At 66.7% G+C, this 19,191-nt stretch carries 21 protein-coding genes; 7 read left to right on the plus strand and 14 right to left on the minus strand.

The window, feature by feature from the left end; genetic code table 11:
* The 9 genes from thrC to coxB form a co-directional block, all read right to left on the minus strand.
* On the minus strand, nucleotides 1-1,099 hold a 1,099-nt coding region (gene thrC, locus ACE3TU_RS04940; RefSeq protein ID WP_374620976.1), incomplete at its 3' end, for a threonine synthase.
* A gap of 102 nt (nucleotides 1,100-1,201) precedes the next feature.
* Entirely contained in the window at nucleotides 1,202-1,987 is a 786-nt protein-coding gene (locus ACE3TU_RS04945) for an SURF1 family protein (protein ID WP_374620978.1), read from the minus strand.
* A complete protein-coding gene (locus tag ACE3TU_RS04950) occupies nucleotides 1,980-2,357 on the minus strand; it encodes a DUF983 domain-containing protein (protein WP_374620981.1) in 378 nt (125 codons plus the stop codon). The genes ACE3TU_RS04945 and ACE3TU_RS04950 overlap by 8 nt, the downstream gene beginning before the upstream one ends.
* Before the next feature lie 176 nt (nucleotides 2,358-2,533).
* Complete coding sequence (locus tag ACE3TU_RS04955) at nucleotides 2,534-3,373, minus strand: cytochrome c oxidase subunit 3 (protein WP_374620984.1); 840 nt, start codon at nucleotides 3,371-3,373, stop codon at nucleotides 2,534-2,536.
* 2 nt (nucleotides 3,374-3,375) lie between these two features.
* Nucleotides 3,376-3,933 (minus strand): cytochrome c oxidase assembly protein, encoded by a 558-nt coding sequence (locus tag ACE3TU_RS04960; RefSeq protein WP_374620986.1) that lies wholly within the window; start codon nucleotides 3,931-3,933, stop codon nucleotides 3,376-3,378.
* A 1-nt stretch (nucleotide 3,934) separates the two neighbouring features.
* Nucleotides 3,935-4,093 (minus strand): hypothetical protein, encoded by a 159-nt coding sequence (locus ACE3TU_RS04965; protein WP_374620989.1) that lies wholly within the window; start codon nucleotides 4,091-4,093, stop codon nucleotides 3,935-3,937.
* Nucleotides 4,093-5,022: a heme o synthase gene (locus tag ACE3TU_RS04970; protein WP_374620992.1), complete on the minus strand. Its 930-nt coding sequence runs from the start codon at nucleotides 5,020-5,022 to the stop codon at nucleotides 4,093-4,095. Before ACE3TU_RS04970 ends, ACE3TU_RS04965 begins: the two co-directional genes overlap by 1 nt.
* A 54-nt stretch (nucleotides 5,023-5,076) precedes the next feature.
* Entirely contained in the window at nucleotides 5,077-6,777 is a 1,701-nt protein-coding gene (gene ctaD, locus ACE3TU_RS04975) for a cytochrome c oxidase subunit I (protein WP_374620995.1), read from the minus strand.
* Between the two features lie 68 nt (nucleotides 6,778-6,845).
* Nucleotides 6,846-7,745, minus strand: coding sequence for a cytochrome c oxidase subunit II (coxB, locus tag ACE3TU_RS04980; RefSeq protein ID WP_374620998.1), 900 nt, complete (start codon nucleotides 7,743-7,745; stop codon nucleotides 6,846-6,848).
* Nucleotides 7,746-8,081: 336 nt separating this feature from the next.
* Here coxB and ACE3TU_RS04985 point away from each other — a divergent pair, with 336 nt between their 5' ends.
* Complete coding sequence (locus ACE3TU_RS04985) at nucleotides 8,082-8,579, plus strand: invasion associated locus B family protein (RefSeq protein WP_374621001.1); 498 nt, start codon at nucleotides 8,082-8,084, stop codon at nucleotides 8,577-8,579.
* A 155-nt stretch (nucleotides 8,580-8,734) separates the two neighbouring features.
* On the opposite strand, the gene ACE3TU_RS04990 is transcribed toward ACE3TU_RS04985, so the two are convergent.
* Nucleotides 8,735-9,007 (minus strand): hypothetical protein, encoded by a 273-nt coding sequence (locus ACE3TU_RS04990; protein WP_374621004.1) that lies wholly within the window; start codon nucleotides 9,005-9,007, stop codon nucleotides 8,735-8,737.
* Between the two features lie 154 nt (nucleotides 9,008-9,161).
* Between ACE3TU_RS04990 and ACE3TU_RS04995 the strand changes: the two genes are divergently transcribed.
* A complete protein-coding gene (locus ACE3TU_RS04995) occupies nucleotides 9,162-10,049 on the plus strand; it encodes a LysR substrate-binding domain-containing protein (protein ID WP_374621006.1) in 888 nt (295 codons plus the stop codon).
* 177 nt (nucleotides 10,050-10,226) lie between these two features.
* Here ACE3TU_RS04995 and ACE3TU_RS05000 read toward each other — a convergent pair whose 3' ends face one another.
* Nucleotides 10,227-11,591 carry a glutamate--cysteine ligase gene (locus tag ACE3TU_RS05000; RefSeq protein ID WP_374621009.1) on the minus strand — a complete coding sequence of 455 codons (1,365 nt, stop codon included), beginning with the start codon at nucleotides 11,589-11,591 and terminating at the stop codon, nucleotides 10,227-10,229.
* Between the two features lie 77 nt (nucleotides 11,592-11,668).
* Complete coding sequence (locus tag ACE3TU_RS05005; protein ID WP_374621012.1) at nucleotides 11,669-12,418, minus strand: 16S rRNA (uracil(1498)-N(3))-methyltransferase; 750 nt, start codon at nucleotides 12,416-12,418, stop codon at nucleotides 11,669-11,671.
* A gap of 54 nt (nucleotides 12,419-12,472) precedes the next feature.
* On the opposite strand from ACE3TU_RS05005, the gene ubiA reads away from it, so the two are divergent.
* A complete protein-coding gene (gene ubiA, locus ACE3TU_RS05010; RefSeq protein WP_374621014.1) occupies nucleotides 12,473-13,417 on the plus strand; it encodes a 4-hydroxybenzoate octaprenyltransferase in 945 nt (314 codons plus the stop codon).
* Between the two features lie 136 nt (nucleotides 13,418-13,553).
* Here ubiA and ACE3TU_RS05015 read toward each other — a convergent pair whose 3' ends face one another.
* On the minus strand, nucleotides 13,554-14,090 hold the full coding sequence (locus ACE3TU_RS05015) for a DUF6101 family protein (RefSeq protein ID WP_374621016.1): 537 nt from the start codon (nucleotides 14,088-14,090) through the stop codon (nucleotides 13,554-13,556).
* A gap of 443 nt (nucleotides 14,091-14,533) precedes the next feature.
* Between ACE3TU_RS05015 and ACE3TU_RS05020 the strand changes: the two genes are divergently transcribed.
* The 4 genes from ACE3TU_RS05020 (at nucleotide 14,534) to ACE3TU_RS05035 (ending at nucleotide 17,930) form a co-directional block, all read left to right on the plus strand.
* Nucleotides 14,534-15,172, plus strand: a complete 639-nt coding sequence (locus tag ACE3TU_RS05020; RefSeq protein ID WP_374621018.1) for an NYN domain-containing protein — start codon at nucleotides 14,534-14,536, stop codon at nucleotides 15,170-15,172.
* A gap of 136 nt (nucleotides 15,173-15,308) precedes the next feature.
* Nucleotides 15,309-16,154, plus strand: a complete 846-nt coding sequence (locus ACE3TU_RS05025; RefSeq protein WP_374621020.1) for a 3'(2'),5'-bisphosphate nucleotidase CysQ — start codon at nucleotides 15,309-15,311, stop codon at nucleotides 16,152-16,154.
* Entirely contained in the window at nucleotides 16,151-16,405 is a 255-nt protein-coding gene (locus tag ACE3TU_RS05030; RefSeq protein WP_374621022.1) for a DUF4170 domain-containing protein, read from the plus strand. The genes ACE3TU_RS05025 and ACE3TU_RS05030 overlap by 4 nt, the downstream gene beginning before the upstream one ends.
* Nucleotides 16,406-16,448: 43 nt before the next feature.
* Nucleotides 16,449-17,930, plus strand: coding sequence for an ArnT family glycosyltransferase (locus tag ACE3TU_RS05035; RefSeq protein WP_374621025.1), 1,482 nt, complete (start codon nucleotides 16,449-16,451; stop codon nucleotides 17,928-17,930).
* Here ACE3TU_RS05035 and ACE3TU_RS05040 read toward each other — a convergent pair.
* Nucleotides 17,924-19,180, minus strand: a complete 1,257-nt coding sequence (locus ACE3TU_RS05040) for a 3-deoxy-D-manno-octulosonic acid transferase (RefSeq protein ID WP_374621027.1) — start codon at nucleotides 19,178-19,180, stop codon at nucleotides 17,924-17,926. The two genes, ACE3TU_RS05035 and ACE3TU_RS05040, sit on opposite strands and share 7 nt — an antisense overlap.
* Between the last annotated feature and the right edge of the window lie 11 nt (nucleotides 19,181-19,191).

Consider the following 19,191-nt stretch of genomic DNA (forward strand, 5'->3'; position numbering starts at 1 on the left):
TCGCCTCGTCGGCGCGGCCGGCGGAAAATCGTGCCCGGATCGCAGCGAGCGCCGGCGCGGGTATGGCGAAGCCGCGCGACTGGCGCAGCCCGTCCATCATCGCCCGGACCACCGCGCTGTCGCGGTCTACGGCCTCGAACAGCAGCCGCTCGAAGTTCGAGGAGACTTGGATATCCATCGACGGGCTGATCGTCGGGGTGACGCCGGTCACCTCGTAGCGCCCGGTCTCGAGGGTGCGGGCGAGGATGTCATTGCTGTTGGTGGCGATGACCAGGGTGCGGATCGGAAGGCCCATGCGGCGAGCGCAATAGCCCGCGAAGATGTCGCCGAAATTGCCGGTCGGGACGACAAAGCTCACCTCCCGGTGGGGCGCACCGAGGGAAACCGCGGAGGTGAAGTAGTAGACGATCTGGGCGACGATCCGACCCCAGTTGATCGAGTTGACGCCGGAGAGCTTCAGGCTATCGCGGAAACTGCGATGGTTGAACATCGCCTTCACCAGGTCCTGGCAATCGTCGAAAGTGCCGCGCAGCGCGATGTTGTGCACGTTGGCATCGAGCACCGTCGTCATCTGCCGCCGCTGCACCTCCGAGGTGCGGTTCTCGGGGTGGAGGATGAAGATATCGGTCGCCTCTCGCCCGCGAAACGCCTCGATCGCGGCCGAACCGGTATCGCCCGAGGTGGCGCCGACGATCGTCGCGCGCGCGCCGCGCCGGGCGAGGATGTAGTCCATCACCCGGGCAAGGAACTGCATCGCCACGTCCTTGAAGGCGAGCGTCGGACCGTGGAACAGCTCGAGCACGAAGTGGCCTGGTTCGAGTTCGACGAGCGGTGCTACCGAGGGGTGGCGGAAGCTGGAATAGGCCGCCGCGACGATCGCCCGGAGTTCTGCATCGGGGATCTCACCGTCGACGAAACGGGAGATGATGTCGAACGCGACCTCGTGATAGGGCCGGTTGGCGTAGCCGGCGATCTCGGCCGGGCTCAGTTGGGGCCAGGTCTTGGGGACATAGAGGCCGCCATCGCTGGCGAGACCGGCCAGCACGGCGTCGGAGAAACCCAGCTCGGCCGCCCCGCCGCGCGTCGATACGAACTGCATTTAGGGAGAATCGCCCTGTGGATTGCGCATGCGGCCAGCATGCCGTTGGCTCTAGCTTACCCTAGTGAAACTGCTGGCAGATCGCAACATTCATGCGGGTCTTCATCGGCTCCGCCCGGCCGCGACGAGCGGTACCTGGCGCTGCCGTCGAATCCAGAACCAGAGCAGCGGCGGCACCAGCGCGGCAAAGCCGAACCAGGTGATGACATAGCCCAGGTGGTTGTTGGGAAAGCTCATCACCGTCTCGCCGCCCTGCGGCAACGTCCCCGGCGGGCCGGCGGGAAGATCGATATAGAGCGGGGCGATTGGCGGCTCGAGACGGCCGGCGAGGGTCGCGAGCCGCGCCGGGTTCCGGACCCAGTCGATACGCTTGCCCAGTTCGGGCGCCGGAGTGAAGCCGCCGACCGTCTCGCCGAGACGGGCGACACCGGACAGGCTGACCATCCCGGCTTCCGGCGCGCCGCCTCCGGCAAAGCTCTCGCGCGCACTCTGGGGCACGAAGCCGCGGTTGACGAAGATGGTGCCCCCCGTCGCCAGTCGCAATGGCGTCATTACCCAGTAGCCGGGCCCCGAATGGGTGCCACGGGCCTCCCCGAGGCTGGTGAAGACGAGCACTGTGGCTTCGGGCAGATAGGTGCCGGTGACGGTTACCGGACGGAAGTCGTACTGCTCGCTGTCGGTCGCCGCCCACTCGGCGACCGGCGGCAGCTCGATCGGCGGTTGCTCGAAACGCGCGGCGACGGCGGCAATCAGCCGCTCCTTCTCCTCAAGGCGCAGCACCTGCCACAGGCCCAGAGCGACGAACAGCGCCATCAGCGCCAGCATGAACAGCGTGAAGGCCCAGAAACGCCAGCCTTCGCTTCGGCCGGCGTTGCCGGTGTCAGCCATCGAGCTTGCCTTCCTCGGCCTTGTGGTGGAACTGCAGGGCGATCATCGTCGCCTTGAGCGGCCGCATCAGCGACAGGGCCAGGATCACGACGCCGGGCAGCCAGAGCAGCAGGTGGACGAAGGGCGGGGGGTGGAACACTGCTTCGACCGCCGCGGCGGCGCCGACGATGACGAAGCCGACGATGAGGATGATGAACACCGCCGGGCCTTCCGTCTCGGCGGCGTAGCCGAGGTCGAGGCCGCAGCTCTCGCAGCGCGCGACGGGCTTCAGGAAACCCTCGAACAGGCGACCTTCGCCGCAGCGTGGGCAGCGGCAGGCAAGCCCGGTCGCATAGGGAGACGGCAGGCGTTCGGTATTGGGATCGGTCATATCGGACTGTTACGACAGACCGAGGGGCTTGTCGAACGCGACAATGTCGCTGCTCGCGGCGCCGCGGCGTCCTGACCGGAAGAGACGGGCCAGCGGACGCCACTCCGGCCGTTCAAAAAAAGAAGGGGCGTGGCCATGGCCACGCCCCGAACCCCATTCGCTCGACGGCGTCAGCGTCAGTGGCTGAGCTGCACGCCCCAGCTGCCCCACACATAGATCGACGCAAACAGGAACAACCAGACCACGTCGACGAAGTGCCAGTACCAGGCGGCGAACTCGAAGCCGAGATGGTGCTTGGGTGTCAGCTGGTTGGACTGGGCGCGGATCAGCGTGACGATCAGGAAGATCGTGCCGATCAGCACGTGGAAGCCATGGAAGCCGGTGGCCATGAAGAAGCTGGCGCCATAGAGGTTGCCGGTATACTGGAAGCCGGCCTCGGAGTACTCGAGCGCCTGCACGCCGGTAAACAGCATGCCGAGCAGAACGGTGATCACGAGGCCCCAGACCAAACCCTTCTTGTCATTGTGCAGCAGAGCATGATGCGCCCAGGTCACCGTGGTGCCGGAGGTCAACAAGATCAGCGTGTTGAACAAGGGCAGGTGGAACGGATTGAACAACTCGACCCCGGTCGGCGGCCAGTGCGCCCCGGTCGCGGCGAGGCGGGCATACTGCTCGGCCGCATCATAGTTGAAAAAGCCATCGAAATAGGCCCAGAACCAGGCAACGAAGAACATCACCTCAGAGGCGATGAACAGGATCATGCCGTAGCGGTGGTGCATCTGCACGACCGGGGTATGGTCGCCGCCCTGCGCTTCGCGCACGACGTCGCTCCACCAGGCGAACATGGTGTAGAGCACGCCGACCAGGCCGATCAGCATTACCCAGACAGGCAGGATCTCGTGGAACCACAGGATCGCGCCGACGGCGAGGACGAAGGCCGAGACCGAGCCGACAAAGGGCCAGGGGCTGGGGTTTACCAGGTGATAGTCGTGGTTGGGCTTGGCGTGCGCAGCCATGGTCAGCTTCCCTCGCTCTGAACGGCGTAGAATGTATAGGACAGGGTGATGTCCCGGATGGTGTCGAGATTGCGATCCCCGGCAATATCGGGATCGACGAAGAAGGTCACGGGCATCTCAGCAGTCTCGCCCGGCTGCAGCGTCTGCTCGGTGAAGCAGAAGCACTCGATCTTGTTGAAGTAGATGCCGGTCTGCTCGGGCGTGACGTTGAAGATTGCCTGACCAGTGATGGCCCGGTCGGTGTCGTTGCGGGCGATGTAGACAACGGTTTCCACGGCGCCGATCTTGTCGGTCACAGGCCTCGCCGGCGTCACCGTCCAGGCAAGGCCGCCCTCGACGTTGGAATCGAAGCGTACGGTCATCTGGCGGTCGATCACGCCCTTGGGATTGCCTGACGCAACCTGGGTGGTGCCGTCGAGCCCGGTCAGCTTGCAGAACAGGGCGTAGAGCGGCACGGCGGCGTAGGCGGCGCCGATCATGGTCACGACGACGATGCCAAGGACCAGCGCGACGCGCCTGTTGCGGCCGCCATGCTCGGGAATGAGCGCCAGATCGGTCATCTCAGAGCGGCCTGTCGAACAGCGCGGGGCCCATCTTCACGATGGTCAGCACGTAGAAGATGATGGCCAGACCACCGAGCGCGAGCGCCAGCGCGATCGAGCGGCGACGGCGGCGCGCGAGCAACTCGGCTTCCGGGTCGAGCTTGGCGGGCGTTGTCATCACAGCCACCCCGCCATGAACACGATGCGATCGGCGAGCAACGCGCAGAAGATCACGAACAGGTAGCTCAGCGAGTAGGCGAACAGCGTGCGGCCGGCCTTGCGCATCGCCTTGTCGTCGCGCGTGCCGAAGAGACGCAGGGCGAGAACGAGGAAACCGGCTCCCATCGCGAGCGCGGCGGTGCCGTAGACCGGCCCCATGAAGCCGATGGCGACCGGCACAAGGCTCACCGTGACCAATATCACGGAGTAGAGGAGGATCTGCAGCTTGGTCGCCGCATTGCCCGCGACGTTGGGCAGCATCGGGATGCCTGCGGCGCCGTAATCCGATTGCTTGTAGAGCGCCAGCGCCCAGAAGTGCGGCGGTGTCCACAGGAAGATGATGGCAAACAGCAGCACGCTCTCGAGGCTGACGGTACCGGTCACCGCCGCCCAGCCGACCATTGGCGGGAAAGCACCGGCTGCGCCGCCGATGACGATATTCTGCGGCGTCGAGCGCTTCAGCCACATGGTATATACGACGGCGTAGAAGAAGATGGTGAATGCGAGCAGGGCGGCCGCCAACCAGTTGGTGGCGAGCCCGAGCAGGCTCACCGAAAAGGCCGACAGCACCAGGCCCAGAGCCAGGGCGTGGTCGCGCTCCATGCGACCGGCCGGGATCGGGCGGTTGACGGTGCGGCTCATCACCGCGTCGATATCGCTATCGTACCACATGTTGAGGGCGCCCGAGGCCCCTGCCCCGACCGCGATGCAGAGGATGGCAATGGCGCCGACCACCGGGTTCACGCCACCCGGGGCGAGCAGCAGCCCGACCAGGGCGGTGAACACCACCAGCGACATGACCCGCGGCTTCAGCAGGGCCACGTAGTCTTGGACGCGTGCGCCGCTGGCGCCCGCCGTCACTCCGCTGCTGTGCTCGATATAGGCCAAGGGTCGGCTCGTTCCTTGCGGCGCGGGACCCCCGAGGGGCCCCGCGCTCGAAGCTCAGTGGTGGCTGCTTGCGCCGATGCGCGGCAGGGTTTCGAACTGGTGGAAGGGCGGCGGCGACGGCAGCGTCCATTCCAGTGTCGTAGCGCCTTCACCCCACGGATTGGCGGTGGTCGGGCGCTTCTTACGCGCGGCTTCCCACAGCAGGTAGAGGAACAGCACCAGGCCGACCAGAGTGATGTAGTAGCCGACCGAGGAGACGCGGTTCCAGAAGGCGAACGCATCGGGGTAGTCGATGTAGCGGCGCGGCATACCGCTCAGGCCGAGGAAGTGCTGCGGGAAGAAGATGACGTTCACGCCCACGAAGGTGATCCAGAAATGGGCGTTGGCCAGCGTCTCGTTGTACATCATGCCGAACATCTTGGGGTACCAGTAGTACCAGGCCGCAAAGATGGCGAACACGGCGCCGAGCGAGAGCACGTAGTGGAAGTGCGCGACGACGTAGTAGGTGTCGTGCAGAGCGCGGTCGGCACCGGCATTGGCGAGCACAACGCCTGTCACACCGCCGACGGTGAACAGGAAGATGAAGCCCACCGCCCACAGCATCGGGGTCCGGAAGGTCAGCGAACCGCCCCACATGGTGGCGATCCAGCTGAAGATCTTGACGCCCGTGGGCACCGCGATGACCATCGTCGCCGCCACGAAGTAGCGCTGCACGTCGAGGCTCATGCCCACCGTGTACATGTGGTGGGCCCACACGATGAAGCCGACGCCGCCGATTGCCACCATGGCGTAGACCATGGCCAGGTAGCCGAACACCGGCTTGCGGCTGAAGGTCGAGACGATGTGGCTGATGATGCCGAAGCCCGGCAGGATCAGGATGTACACTTCGGGGTGGCCGAAGAACCAGAACAGGTGCTGGAACAGGATCGGGTCGCCACCGCCGGCCGGATCGAAGAATGTCGTGCCGAAGTTGCGGTCGGTGAGCAGCATGGTGATGCCGCCGGCGAGCACGGGCAGGCTGAGCAGCAGCAGGAACGCCGTCACCAGCACCGACCAGGGGAAGAGCGGCATCTTGTGCAGCGTCATGCCCGGGGCGCGCATGTTGAAGATGGTGGTGATGAAGTTGATGGCGCCCAGGATCGAGGACGCGCCGGCGATATGCAGCGACAGGATGGCGAAGTCCATGGCCGGGCCGGGCTGGCCGGCATTGGCGGCCAGCGGCGGATAGATGGTCCAGCCGCCGCCCACGCCGTTCATGCCGGCGGGCCCCTCGAAGAACATCGACAGCACCAGCAGCAGCAGAGCCGGCGGCAGCAGCCAGAACGAGATGTTGTTCATGCGCGGGAAGGCCATGTCCGGAGCGCCGATCATCAGCGGCACGAACCAGTTGCCGTAACCGCCGATCATGGCCGGCATGACCATGAAGAAGATCATGATGAGGGCGTGCGCGGTGGTGAACACATTGTACATGTGCTTGCCCTGATCGAGGGCAAGGTCACCGGCCGTGCCGTAGACCATCGAGGCGAGGCCGTGGAAGATCTGGATGCCCGGCTCCTGCAGCTCGAGGCGCATCGCGCCCGAGAGAAGGGCTCCAACCACCCCCGCGACAATCGCGAAGATCAGGTACATCGTGCCGATGTCCTTGTGGTTGGTCGAGTAGAGGTAGCGCCGCCAGCCGGTCGGGTGGCCGTGCGCGTCGGCGGCATGGCCGTGGTCGTGCCCCCCATGTGCTTCCAGTGCGTGAGTATCGGCCATTTCGAGCGTTCCTCTTGTCGTAGTCGCTTCGCGGCGTCGGGCGGCAGCTCCCCGCGCGATCTTGTTTATCAGGTCAGGGCGGGTAGCGTGGCGTTGGCGTCGTCGATATTGCCGGCCTCGAAGGCGGCCATCCAGGCCGCATACTCTTCCTTGGTCACAACGCGGATGGCGATCGGCATGAAGGCGTGGTCCTTGCCGCACAGTTCCGAGCACTGGCCGTAGTAGATGCCGGTCTTGCGCGCGTTGAACCAGGTTTCATTGAGCTTGCCGGGCACCGCGTCGATCTTGACGCCGAAGGCCGGCAGGGCAAAGGCGTGAATCACGCCGGTCGGGTCGGCAGTCACCTGCAGGCGCACCGTGGTGTCGACCGGCACGACGAGCTCGTAGTTCACCGCGAGCAGCCGCGGCTGCCCCTTGGCCAGGGCCTCGGCGTCGGAGAGGATGTTCGACGACAGCGCCTTGCCGTTCTCGTATTCATAATCCCAGTACCACTGCTGGCCGGTTGCCTTGACCGTCAGCCCGGGCGCCGGAATCTCCACCTCGCCGAACGAGAAGATGTTGGAGCCGAGGTACTTGCGCTGCCCGTCGGGGATCGTCAGCTGATCGGTCAGCACCGAGAAGGACGGGATTGCGATGATGACGAGGATGAGGATCGGCGCCACCGTCCACACCACCTCGATCATGGTGTTGTGGGTCGTCTTTGAGGGTGTCGGGTTGGCCTTTGCATTGAAGCGGAAGATCACCACCAGCAGCAGCGCCAGCACCAGCAGCGCGATGCCTACGGCGACGATCAGCAGCGGGCCATCGTGGAAGGCGCGGATCGAGTCCATGATCACGCTGGCCGAGCCCTGCAGGCCCATCTCGCCGGGAGCCGGTTGGCCGAGCTCCTGCGCCGCGGCCGCCATGGGAAGCGTCGCGGTCGCGACGGCCGCGAGGGTACCCATCGATCGGAAAAGCTTGCCGGTCACCTAAAACCCCCTTGAGATCCCGTCTGGTCCGGTTTTTGCGGCGGGGTTGAGGTCTGATATCGCGGCATAAAACGCCGCTCCGACTCAACCTCGGAGCGCTTGAACTTGGAATGTGTCTAAACCACATCGGGCCGGCCAAGGCAATTGACCCGGTCGTCCTTGACCCAAATCAAGCCGCGCGTTTTGCCGCACCGGCGGCCTGCCTCACCCCTGCCGCTTTCTGGTTGCGTTGATCCGCCGCCTCGCGTGCGGCCTCCGATGTTGACAGCGCCACGGCGCTCATCGACTAAGGAACAATCGTCTGGCAGTTGAATCGCGTTTCGAGAGGACCTGTCGTTGAACCGCTTGCTGGCTAGTCTGGTCGCTGCCGCCCTCGCCGTTACGGCCTCGCCCGGTGCGTTCGCCCAGGGCGTGGTCAAGGCCCAGTTCGGCGACTGGCAGATGAGTTGCGATACCCCTCCGGGCGCAAGCTACGAGCAGTGCGCGCTGATCCAGAACGTCACCGCCGAGGACCAGCCCAATGTCGGCCTGTCGGTGATCGTGCTGAAGACCGCCGACAAGCAGGCGCGGTTGCTGCGCGTCCTCGCGCCGCTCGGTGTACTGCTCCCCAACGGGCTCGGCCTCAACATCGATGGCCAGGATATCGGGCGTGTCGCCTTCGTGCGCTGCCTGCCCAATGGCTGCGTGGCGGAGGTGGTGCTCGACGACGAACTCATCGGCAAGCTCTCGGCGGGCCAGAGCGCACTGTTCGTGGTGTTCCGCACCCCGGAGGAAGGCGTCGGCATTCCGGTGTCGCTCAACGGCTTCGGCGACGGCTTCGCGCAATTGCCCTGAGGTCCGTGGCCGCCCCTCCGACACCGTCGGCGCGGCGCAAACAAAAAAGCCGGGTCCGAAGACCCGGCAGTTCATCAGGAAACAAGGCCGGTGGGTGGACCGGCCCGAAGATGGCACAATCAGGGATTGGCCATGGCGGAGGCCGATCTCGTGCGTCAGGGATCGAGCCAAAGCCGCGCGCTCTCCGCGCGACGCTGGTTGAGGCGCAGCCCGGGGCGCTGGCTGGGGGAATCCAGTGCCTCGAACAGGTCCTGGCGATCGATGCCGAGGTCGTCGAGACGGGCCGGATCGTATTCGAGAAGCGACTGGTAGGCGACGCGCATGGCACGCCGGGCCCGGAGGCGGGCGAAGAACTTCGCCACGGCGCTCCAGAGGGTGGACGGTGCGGCAGCCATCGTCGGCCGCTCGCTCGCAAGCAAGTGGACCATGGTCCTTCTCCATGTGGTTCGCGGGGCCCGGCGGGGGAACCGGGCGGGACGGATGATCGTCGATCACCGATGACACCGATCTAGGGTCTTGCCATCCATTCGTCCAACAAATAGATTTCATCCGGTTCATCAAAATCCGTGATGGAGACTCCGGATGACCGCACCGCTCGATCTCGACCAGCTGCAAAGCTTCTGCGCCATCGCCGATTGCGGCAGCTTCACCGAGGCTGCGCGGCGGGTGAACAAGACGCAATCGGCCGTGTCGATGCAGATCAAGCGGCTCGAGGAGCGACTGGGGCAGGCCCTGCTCCGGCGGGACGGGCGGAGTGTCACCCTCACCGATCACGGCGATGCGCTATATGGGCGGGCGCGGCGGATGCTGCGCATCAACGCCGAGATCCTCGACCAGTTCGCGGAGGGGGACCTGAAGGGCTCGATCCGCTTCGGCGTGCCGGACGACTACGCGGTGCGGCTGCTGCCGGTGATCCTGTCGAGCTTCCAGCGCACCCACCCCAAGATCGTCGTCGACGTGCGGTGCCAGCCGTCCGAGGAACTGCTCGACGGCATGAAGCACGGCAAGTACGACCTGATCGTGTTCACCCAGGGCACCAATCACGAGTATGGCGAACTGTTCCGCACAGAGCCGATGTTCTGGGTCGCCTCGCATGGCGGGCAGGCGCTGGCCACCGAGCCGCTGCCGATCGCCGGCGGGCAGCACTGCTGCTGGAAGGACAATGCCGTCGAGGCGCTCAACCGCATCGGCCGCGACTACCGCATCGCCTATACCTCGTCCAATGCCATGGCCATCGCCAGCGCCGTGCTGACCGACCTGGCGGTCGGCTTCCTTCCCGAGAGCGCGCTGCAGCCCGGCATGCGGGTGATCGCAGAGGACCGCAACCTGCCCCGGTTGCGCGACGCCGAGATCGCGCTCATGCGGGCCAGCCATGCCTATGGCGGCATCTACGATGCGCTCGCCAGCCACATCGTCGCGAGCATGGGCAACCTCGACAACCAGGACTGCCAGCCGATGGCGGCGGAGTAGCGCCGGTCCCGGCCGGGGGCCTCGGCGGGGGTTGGGGATAGACGTATCCGGCGACAGCGGGAAGGCGGTAAGTGCCTGTGGCGCAACGGATTTAGTGTGCGTTCGCCACGATCCGGCCACATTGCTGAACGGGGTTGTCCCGCGCCGGGGCTCGTCCGGCCCCCTGCCCTCGGCCGGCTAGATCTCTGCTGCCTCGAAGATCCGCGTCAGGTCGCCGCCCCAGGCGCCATGGTAGAGATCGAGCCAGCGCTCGGCCGGAGTCTTGCCGAGTTCGAGGGTGGTGTCGAGGGGCGCGAGATAGACGGTCTCGTCATGGCCGCCGCGGACCTGGCCGCGTCGCGCCAGCCCGCCCCGGGCGAGATCTACCACCAGCCGGGCGAGATCGGCGACGGTGCCGTCGCGGAAGGCGGTGGCGAGCGCGGTGCGCGGCACCTCGCGGCGCAGCGCCTCGCGCTCGGCCGCGGTCCAGTCGGAGACGAGATCGGCGGCGGCGGCCAGCGCATCCGCGTCGTAGAGCAGCCCGGCCCACAGCGCCGACAGGGCCAGCACGTGGTCGCGATCGCCCATGTCGGCGCCGCGCATCTCGAGGAACTGCTTGAGCCGCACCTCGGGGAACAGGGTCGAGAGGTGGTTTTCCCAATCCTTGGTGGTCGGCCGCACCCCCGGCAATTGCGGGAGGCGCCCCTCGAGGAAGGCGCGGAAGCTCTCGCCGGCGACGTTGATGTACTCGCCCTTGCGGATGACGAAGTACATGGGCACGTCGAGCGCATACTCGGCATAGCGGTCGAAATCGAAGCCGTCCTCGAACACGAAGGGCAGCATGCCGGTGCGCGCCGCGTCGGTCTCCAGCCAGATCTGCGAGCGGAAGCTGAGATAGCCCGACGGCGCGCCGTCGACGAAGGGGGAATTGGCGAACAGCGCCGTCACCACCGGCTGCAGCGCCAGCGAGACGCGCATCTTCCTGACCATGTCGGCTTCGTCGGAGAAATCGAGATTGGCCTGCACGGTTGCCGACCGGTACATCATCGAGGTGCCGAGCGTACCCACCTTGCCCATGTAGGGGGTCATGATCGCGTAGCGGGACTTGGGCATGGCCGGGATGGCGTCGACCGACCACAGCGGGGTGACGCCCAGGCCGAGGAAGTGGATGTTCAGCTGCCGGCCGATGGCGTGGCAGTCCTCGAGGTGGGAGTCGAGCTCGGCGGCCGCCTCGTGGATGGTCCGCTGCGGCGAACCGGAGAGTTCGAACTGCCCGCCGGGCTCCAGCGAGATGCCCCCCACGGCGTGATGATTGCGCAGCCCGATGGGATTGTCGTGGTCATAGAACGGATGCCAGCCGGTGCGGTGCGCTATGCCCGAGAGCAGCGCATGGATGCCGTCCGGCCCCTCGTAGGGAACCGGCCCGAGCGGGCCCCTGCGGTAGACGTGCTTCTCGTGCTCCGTGCCGATACGCCACTCCGAACGCGGCTTGCCGCCGGCGGCCATGACGTAGACGAGGTCGCTGCGCGACTCGATCGGCGGTGCATTCTCTTCGCCCGACATAGACACTCCTCTGGGCTCGCCGGGCTGTGCCGGCTTGGCGGCGGACAATAGCCCGGCGCGTCCCGAAAGCAATGCCTTTATCGCCAATCGCCGATGATTGCCTGCACCACCGCCAGCGCCGCCACGGCGGCGGTATCGGCGCGCAGAATGCGCGGCCCGAGGCTGATCGGAACGACGAAATCCTGCTGGATCAGCAGGTTGCGTTCCGACTCGGAGAAGCCGCCTTCGGGGCCGACAAGGATGCCGATGGGCAGGCCCTCGAGATCGCCGAGGATGCTGACCGGCGAATGGCGCGGCGCCGCCTCGTCGCAGAAGATCAGCCGTCGCAGCCCCTGGGTGTGACGCCAGCCGGCCATCAGCTGCGCCAGCTCGATCTCCGGCGCCAGGGCGGGAACCGACAGCACCTCGCACTGTTCGGCGGCCTCGACGACGTTGGCGAGCAGCTTGTCGGGCCTGAGCCGGCTCACCTGGGTGTAGCGGGTGATCACCGGCTGGATCACCCCGGCCCCCATCTCGGTCGCCTTTTGCACCAGGTAGTCGAGCCGCCCGGTCTTGAGCGGAGCGAAGCCGAACCACAGGTCCGAGCGAGGCGTCTGGTGCTGCACCTGAACCTCGACCGCCAGCCGCGCGCCCTTGCGATGCGCATCGGCGATGCGGGCGATCCAGGCGCCGTCGCGACCGTTGAAGACCACCAGCGCCTCCCCCGCCGCCATGCGCAGCACGGTCAGCAGGTAATTGGTCTGCTCGCGACCCAGGTCGACCTGCAGCCCCGCGGCCAGCGGCGCCTCGACATAAAGGCGTGGCAGGGACTTGTGCGATCTGGACATCGTGGTACGCGTGACTGAGTGGCCGACAGGCCATTACCGCACAGGACGGCCGACATGCAAAGCCCCGACAAACCAGCAGGCAGCGTCGCCGACGCGCAGCGCGGCAACTGGGTGGATCGCTACGCCCCGGCCTGGCTCAAGCCCTATGCACGGCTGGCCCGCTGGGACCGGCCGATCGGGTTCTGGCTGCTGTTCTGGCCGTGTGCGTTCTCCCTCGCGCTGGCCGCCAATGCGGGCCACGGGACCGGCATGGACTGGTCCGCCCTGCTGCTCTGCCTCGTCGGTGCCATTGCGATGCGCGGCGCCGGCTGCACCTTCAACGACATCGTCGACACCGACATCGACATGAAGGTCGCCCGCACCCGCTCCCGGCCGATTCCATCCGGACAGGTGACGAAGCGGCAGGCAGCCTTGTTCCTCGTGCTGCAAGCGCTGTTCGGCCTGCTGGTGCTGGTTCAGTTCAACGGTTTCGCCATCGGGCTCGGGGTCGCCTCGCTGCTGCCGGTCGCCGTCTACCCGTTCATGAAGCGCATCACCTGGTGGCCGCAGCTGTTCCTGGGCATCGCCTTTTCCTGGGGCGGCCTGCTGGGCTGGGCGACGCAGGTCGGCAGCCTGTCGCTGGCGCCGCTGCTTCTCTATGGCGGCGCCATCCTGTGGACGATCGGCTACGACACCATCTATGCGCTGCAGGACATCGAGGACGATGCGCTGATCGGCGTCCGCTCGACCGCCCGGCTGTTCGGCCGGCGCGCCCGCGCGATGATCGCGGCATTCTACGCGGCGACCCTGCTGGTGTGGGGGACTGCCGGTCTCGCGGTCGGGGCCGGCGCCATCTTCCTCGTCGGGCTGGGCCTGACCGGCGCGCTGCTGGCCTGGCAGGTGGCGACCCTCGATCCGCGCGACCCGGCCAATGCCCTCGTCCGCTTCAAGTCGAACCACGTTGCCGGCCTCGTCTTCACCGCCGGACTGCTGGCGGACATGATGCTCCGGGCCGGATGACGAAACGGGCCGCCCCGTTGCCGGGACGGCCCCTCGTGCTTGGAGGTCGCTACGAGATCGCCGGCAGCTCAAACGTGCATGGGATCGCTGCCGGGCTTTGATGGAACAACGCCGACGCGCGGCGAAGGTTGCAGGCTCAGGAGGCGGTCTGCTCGCCGGGCTTGCGACGGTTGAGGAAGTGCGGCCGGCGGGAGGCTTCCGCCAGCAGCTTGCGGCGGCCGTTGTTGACGCCCAGCGCCACGCCATCGACCTGCTGCGAATAGGGCAGCAGATTGCCGTCGCCGGCCTTGATGAAGAGCGGCAGGCGAAGCTTCTTGCCCCAGTTCTGCCACTCGGCGACGACGTTGGCGTTGCCGATCTCCTCGAACACGCGATAGTTGAGTTCGGGATCGCCGTGCACCAGCTCGATGGCGCTCGACAGCACGCCGTCCTCGCTGATGGTGGTGGACACGGCCACTCCGACGAACTCGCTCACCGGGACCTTGATCTTGATGGCGACGCCGCTCTTTTCGAGCGTCCGGCGCACGGTCACGGTCTTGACCGGGTCCTTCGGACCGTTGTCGTTGGCCGGGCCGAAGAACCTGGGAGCGACGGTCGGGGCGGGACGCGGACTGCGCCCATCGCCGAACAGCATCACGACGGACGAGCCTTCGATCCCAACGCGAGAAAACATGTCTAGCCTCACTGTCAACTTTCGAGAGCTTGTTGCTTTGCCGCCCTCTTTGATGGGCCCAATCTACGCCCCCCTGTTGCCGCCGCGCTTAAGAAACGGGGTTAAGTTTAGGTTGTTTTGAAAAGGGTTAGCGGCAAATAACCTAGTGTAACGCAGCCTTAGGCACCGGCGCTGGCGAATGCTTAACCACGCCCCGCCGGACCTCCATCCCGCGCTTGCAGTGCCAACCGACGGGCAGCGTCTCAGCGTACCTCGCGGACGCGATGAGAAGCCGCACCATCGCGGTGGCGGCCCCTGCAAGGGGCGCGGCTAGCGGGACGTCCGGGGCAAATATATAAGGGGGCCGACCCTTTCGGGTCGAACCCCCTTTTCCGACAAGACCTGCCTGTCGGGTAGATGCTTTTTCAGATAGAGATAACGACCGGAAATGTCAAGTGGTTCCCTTGTCCCACGCCACACGCGTTAATGTCTATGTCGATGGATTCAATCTATACCACGCAATCGTCGCCCTGCGGGACAACCGGTTGAAGTGGATTAACCTTCGTTCTCTCGGCAATAGCTTTCTACGTCCGGGAGAAGAACTAAACAGAGTCGTTCTCTTTACAACCATACTTACTTGGGACCTGCAGAAGCAGCAGCGTCACAAGAATTATATTCGCGCGCAAATCGCATCCGGCGTCGAGGTAATCGAATCGAAATTCAGGAAAATGAGTCGGCACTGCCGGGTGATGGATCGGTACTGCGCCCGGCACGAAGAAAAACAGACCGACGTTGCGATTGCCGTTTCCATGTTATCTGATGCTGCGCGAGACGACTACGACCGTAGCATACTGGTTACTGCCGATAGCGATCAGGTGCCGGTGGTTCGGCAGCTATTGAGGTCATTCCCCCACAAAACAATCACTTTGGCGGCGCCGCCCGAGCGCGGTGGTGAGGCAAGAGAGCTGGGCGGGCTTCTGCCTGCAAGGGAAAGGACGCCTATCACGGCCGGGCGCATTCGTGGCTGCCTGCTGCCAAGAAGCGTCGTGGACTCTACCGGCCGCACCGTTGCCACCATGCCTGCCGCCTACGCATCGCCCTAGCGTCCGTTCCCCGTCCGCGCCTGGCGCAGTGTGTCCTCAAAGGTCCTTTTGAACTGGGTCATCGCTGACAGCCGGCGGGCCTTGTCCCGTGCCGGGGTTGCGCCTAGAAGGCAGCGGACGCGATGCCGGAACAGCGATGAGCGCCCCCATTTCCACCACGCCAGCCGAGGACCGTGAACTGCTGCGCGCATCGGCGGTGTCGGCCGGCATCATCGCGGCGGGCTACTTCCGGCGCGACCTCAAGACCTGGACCAAGGAGAACGCCTCGCCGGTGAGCGAGGCCGACCTGGTGCTCGATCGCTACCTGCACGCGGCGCTCACCACGGCGCGACCGGGCTATGGCTGGCTCAGCGAGGAAAGCGCCGACGACAACTCCCGGCTCAGCCACAGACGCGCGTTCATCGTCGATCCGATCGACGGCACGCGCGGCTTCATCCGCGGCGAGGACAGCTGGACGATCTCGCTGGCGGTGGTCGAGGACGGCGTGCCGATCGCCGGCGTGGTCTACGCCCCGGCCCGTGACGAACTCTACGATGCCGCCCTCGGCGACGGCGCGCGCTGCAATGGACGCGCGCTGGTGCGGCAGGCTCGGCTCGGGCGGGAGGCGCCGCTGATTCCCGCGCCCGGCGCGGTGCACCAGGAGCTGCAGGCGGCCGGCCTCGACTATGTGCGGGGGCCGGCGTTTCCCTCGCTCGCCTATCGCCTGGTGCAGGTTGCCGCCGGCCGGCTGGATGCCGCCGTCACAAGGCGTGGCGCGCAGGACTGGGATATTGCCGGCGCGGCCTGTATCCTGGCGGAAGCCGGGATCGGATTCGAGGATGTGTGCATAGGTGCCCTGCGCTTCAATCGGCCGGAAATCCGGCATGGCGCGCTTGCGGCCGTAGCCGAGCCCTCGCTAAAACCGGCCCTGCGGGCGGCCCTGGTCAAGGTCTATGGCTGCCCGCAACCGCAGGAAGTTGATCTGGAGCGACACAAGCCGTGAGCAAGCCGAGCAAGACCTCCCCCAAGAAGCCGCAACTGCTGCACCTCGTCATCGGGGGCGAGGTGGAACGAGGCGACGAGGTGGTGTTCAAGGACCTCGACGCGGTCGATCTGGTCGGGGTGTTTCCGAGCTATGCCACAGCGCATGCGGTGTGGAAGCAGAAGGCCCAGCAGACGGTGGACAATGCCGAGATGCGCTATTTCGTCGTCCACCTGCATCGGCTACTGAACCCCGACGAGGACGAAGCCTAGGCGCGCGGCCGAAGCTGCCGCCGACACGGACCGCTTCGCGCCGATGACCACTGCCGGGCCCGCCGCATCGCCATCCCGCCACACCCTGCTGAAGGTCGTGGCGGCGCTGCTGATCGGGCTGAAGCTCTGGTCGCTGCTGGCCGTCAACCTCGTCAGCGACGAGGCCTATTACTGGATGTGGGGGCAGCACCCGGCCCTCTCCTACTTCGATCACCCGCCGCTAAATGCCTGGCTGATCGGCATCGCCGATGCCGCGTTCGGCCGCGGCATCCTGCAGTTGCGGCTGTGGGCGGTTCCGACCTTCATCGGCACCGCGCTGATCTTCCGCTCATGGGCGCGCCAGTTCGGCGGCGACGACTGGGAGGGGGTGTTCTGGCGGGCACTGATCATCTACCTGGCGGCGCCGGTGTTCGGAGTCTACTCGACCTTCGCCACCAGCGACCACCTGCTGTTCTTCTTCATCCTGCTCTCGGCGCACTTCCTGATCCGCTACCTGATGGCGGTGCGCGAGGGGACGCGCGCCTGGCTCGGCGACCTCTACCTGGGCGCCCTGTTCATGGGCGTTGCCGCGCTCGCCAAGTACAATACGCTGCTCTACGGGGTGGCGCTCGGCCTCTACATCGTGGCGAGCCCGAGGCTGCGCCGGCTGCTCGCCAACCCGCACCTGTACGCGGCGGCGCTGCTCGCCGTCGCGGTGGCCTCGCCGATCCTCATCTGGAACATCCAGAACGGCTTCGCCTCGTTCGAATTCCACCTCGTCGACCGGCACGACGCGGGCTTCCTGCGGGCCTTCACCTGGATCCATATCGCCGAGTTCCTGGTGCAGACGGCGCTGACCACCTCCCCGTTCATGATGTGGGGGATGGTCCGGTTCGTCCTCAGCCGCCCCTCTGCCCCCTTCGAGCGCGCGGCCTGGGGGCTCGGCAGCTGGTTCTTCTGGGTCTCCAGCCTGGTGTTTTTCGCCGTCGCCCTGACGCAGCAGCTGTTCTTCTGGTGGAACGTCAGCGCCTATGTGCTGCTGCTGCCGTTCCTCGGCCGGGCGATGCGCCCGCGCCTGCTGTTCTGGGGCCACACGCTGTTCGGCACCCTGATTTCGGTGCTCTACGTGGTCTCCTCGTCGATCTTCCCGGTCATCCTGCTGCTCGACAGACCCGACCCGACCCGCACCCGCTACTATGGCTGGAACGAGATCGAGCAGCCGATCCGCGCCGCGATCGACGAGCTGAAGCCCGACTTCATCGCCACCTCCAAGTGGGAGTACGCGAGCACGGTCGGCTTCGCGCTCGACGACAAGGACGTCGCGGCGGTGAACCCGGGGCGCAGCGAGTTCCACTACTGGTTCGACACCGGCGCGCATGCGGGGCAGGACGCGCTGGTGGTGCTGCACGACGAGCGCCAGCGCGAGGTCATCGACGCGCAGTTCGAAAAGGTCACGCTTTACAGGGAAATCCCGATCGTCCGGTTCGGCCGCGAACTGGGCCGCTACCGGCTCTACTGGGGCGAGACCTTCCGGCCGGCCTACTGAGGCGGCAGCAGCGCCACGAGGTCCGCCGCAATGCCGGCGAGTCCCGCCGCGGCCGCCTCGGAGAGGGCGCGGAAACGGCGCAGCATGGTCTCGCCCTCCTCCGGCCGGTCGAGCAGCGCGCCGATGGCGGCGGGGAGCGCGTCGGCGTCGGGCACCTGGCGGGCGCAGCCGGCGGCGCCGAGGGCGGCGTGAAGGGCCGCCTGGCGCTCGACATGCGGGCCGTACAGGCTCACCGTCCCCATCTGCAGCGGTTCGGCGAGGTCGTGCCCGCCAATCGGGGCAAACGTGCCGCAGACCACCCCGATGCTCGCCTCGGCATAGAGCGAAGCCAGCACGCCCATCCGGTCGACCCAGGCGAGCGGCACCGATGCCGCCGCGGCGGCGTCGGTGACGACTGACAGGTCGCTGCCGAAGGCCGCGGCCAGCGTCGCCGCGTCGAGCTTGCCCGGATAGCGGGGCACGAGGGTCACCCTCACCCCGGGGTGCAGCCGGCGCAGCGCGCGCACCGCCGGGCCGAGCGGCCGCAGTTCGGCCGCGTGGATGTTGCCGAACACTACCGCCGGCGTCCCGGCGACGCGCGGCGGCAGCACCGCGCCGGTCGGCGCGAGCTTGAGGTTGCCGCTGATCCGCAGCCGCTCGGCCGGCACCCCGAGGGCGCGGTAGCGGCTGCCGGTGGTATCGTCCTGGGCGTAGATGCGCCGCGCTTCAAGGAGGGTGCGCCGCGCCACCAGCGGAAAGCGGCGGTGGCGGGCAAAGGAGCGCGCCGACAGGGTGGCATTGACCACCACCACCGGTACGCCCGCCTCCGCGGCGGCGGCGAACTGCGCCGGCCAGAACTCGGACTCGACCAGCACAAGGAGGTCCGGACGCAGGGTGGCGAAGAGCCGCCGCTGCGCGCCCAGCGTATCGAGCGGCATGACGAAGCTCGCCGCCTCGCCGGCCACGCGGGCGACGCGGGCGAAGCCGGAATAGGTCGTCGCCGAGAGGACGACCGAGAGCTCGGGGGCCAGCGTCAGCAGGTGCCGGCGCAACAGCTCGGCGACCTTGGACTCGCCGGCCGAGACGGCGTGGATCCAGATCCGCGGGCCGCTCGCGGCAGGCGGAGGCGCCGATTGCAGCCGCCGTCCGAGCCAGGCGAGACCACCCTCGTCGCTGGCCGAGAGCGGCGACAGCACGCCGTAGTGCAGGGCCGACAGGGTCCGCACCAGGGCACCATAGGCTCGCCAGCCGACTGTGGTTGTGCGCTTCACGCCGCGGCGTC

This window comes from Devosia sp. (genome assembly GCF_041917035.1).
GTDB lineage: Bacteria > Pseudomonadota > Alphaproteobacteria > Rhizobiales > Devosiaceae > Devosia_A.

Coding starts and splice junctions, on each gene's coding strand:
- ACE3TU_RS04945 (WP_374620978.1), bottom strand. CDS start 1,987: ATGGCTGACACCGGCAACGCCGGCCGAAGCGAAGGCTGGCGTTTCTGG.
- ACE3TU_RS04950 (WP_374620981.1), bottom strand. CDS start 2,357: ATGACCGATCCCAATACCGAACGCCTGCCGTCTCCCTATGCGACCGGG.
- ACE3TU_RS04955 (WP_374620984.1), bottom strand. CDS start 3,373: ATGGCTGCGCACGCCAAGCCCAACCACGACTATCACCTGGTAAACCCC.
- ACE3TU_RS04960 (WP_374620986.1), bottom strand. CDS start 3,933: ATGACCGATCTGGCGCTCATTCCCGAGCATGGCGGCCGCAACAGGCGC.
- ACE3TU_RS04965 (WP_374620989.1), bottom strand. CDS start 4,093: ATGACAACGCCCGCCAAGCTCGACCCGGAAGCCGAGTTGCTCGCGCGC.
- ctaD (WP_374620995.1), bottom strand. CDS start 6,777: ATGGCCGATACTCACGCACTGGAAGCACATGGGGGGCACGACCACGGC.
- ACE3TU_RS04990 (WP_374621004.1), bottom strand. CDS start 9,007: ATGGTCCACTTGCTTGCGAGCGAGCGGCCGACGATGGCTGCCGCACCG.
- ACE3TU_RS04995 (WP_374621006.1), top strand. CDS start 9,162: ATGACCGCACCGCTCGATCTCGACCAGCTGCAAAGCTTCTGCGCCATC.
- ACE3TU_RS05000 (WP_374621009.1), bottom strand. CDS start 11,591: ATGTCGGGCGAAGAGAATGCACCGCCGATCGAGTCGCGCAGCGACCTC.
- ACE3TU_RS05005 (WP_374621012.1), bottom strand. CDS start 12,418: ATGTCCAGATCGCACAAGTCCCTGCCACGCCTTTATGTCGAGGCGCCG.
- ubiA (WP_374621014.1), top strand. CDS start 12,473: ATGCAAAGCCCCGACAAACCAGCAGGCAGCGTCGCCGACGCGCAGCGC.
- ACE3TU_RS05015 (WP_374621016.1), bottom strand. CDS start 14,090: ATGTTTTCTCGCGTTGGGATCGAAGGCTCGTCCGTCGTGATGCTGTTC.
- ACE3TU_RS05025 (WP_374621020.1), top strand. CDS start 15,309: ATGAGCGCCCCCATTTCCACCACGCCAGCCGAGGACCGTGAACTGCTG.
- ACE3TU_RS05035 (WP_374621025.1), top strand. CDS start 16,449: ATGACCACTGCCGGGCCCGCCGCATCGCCATCCCGCCACACCCTGCTG.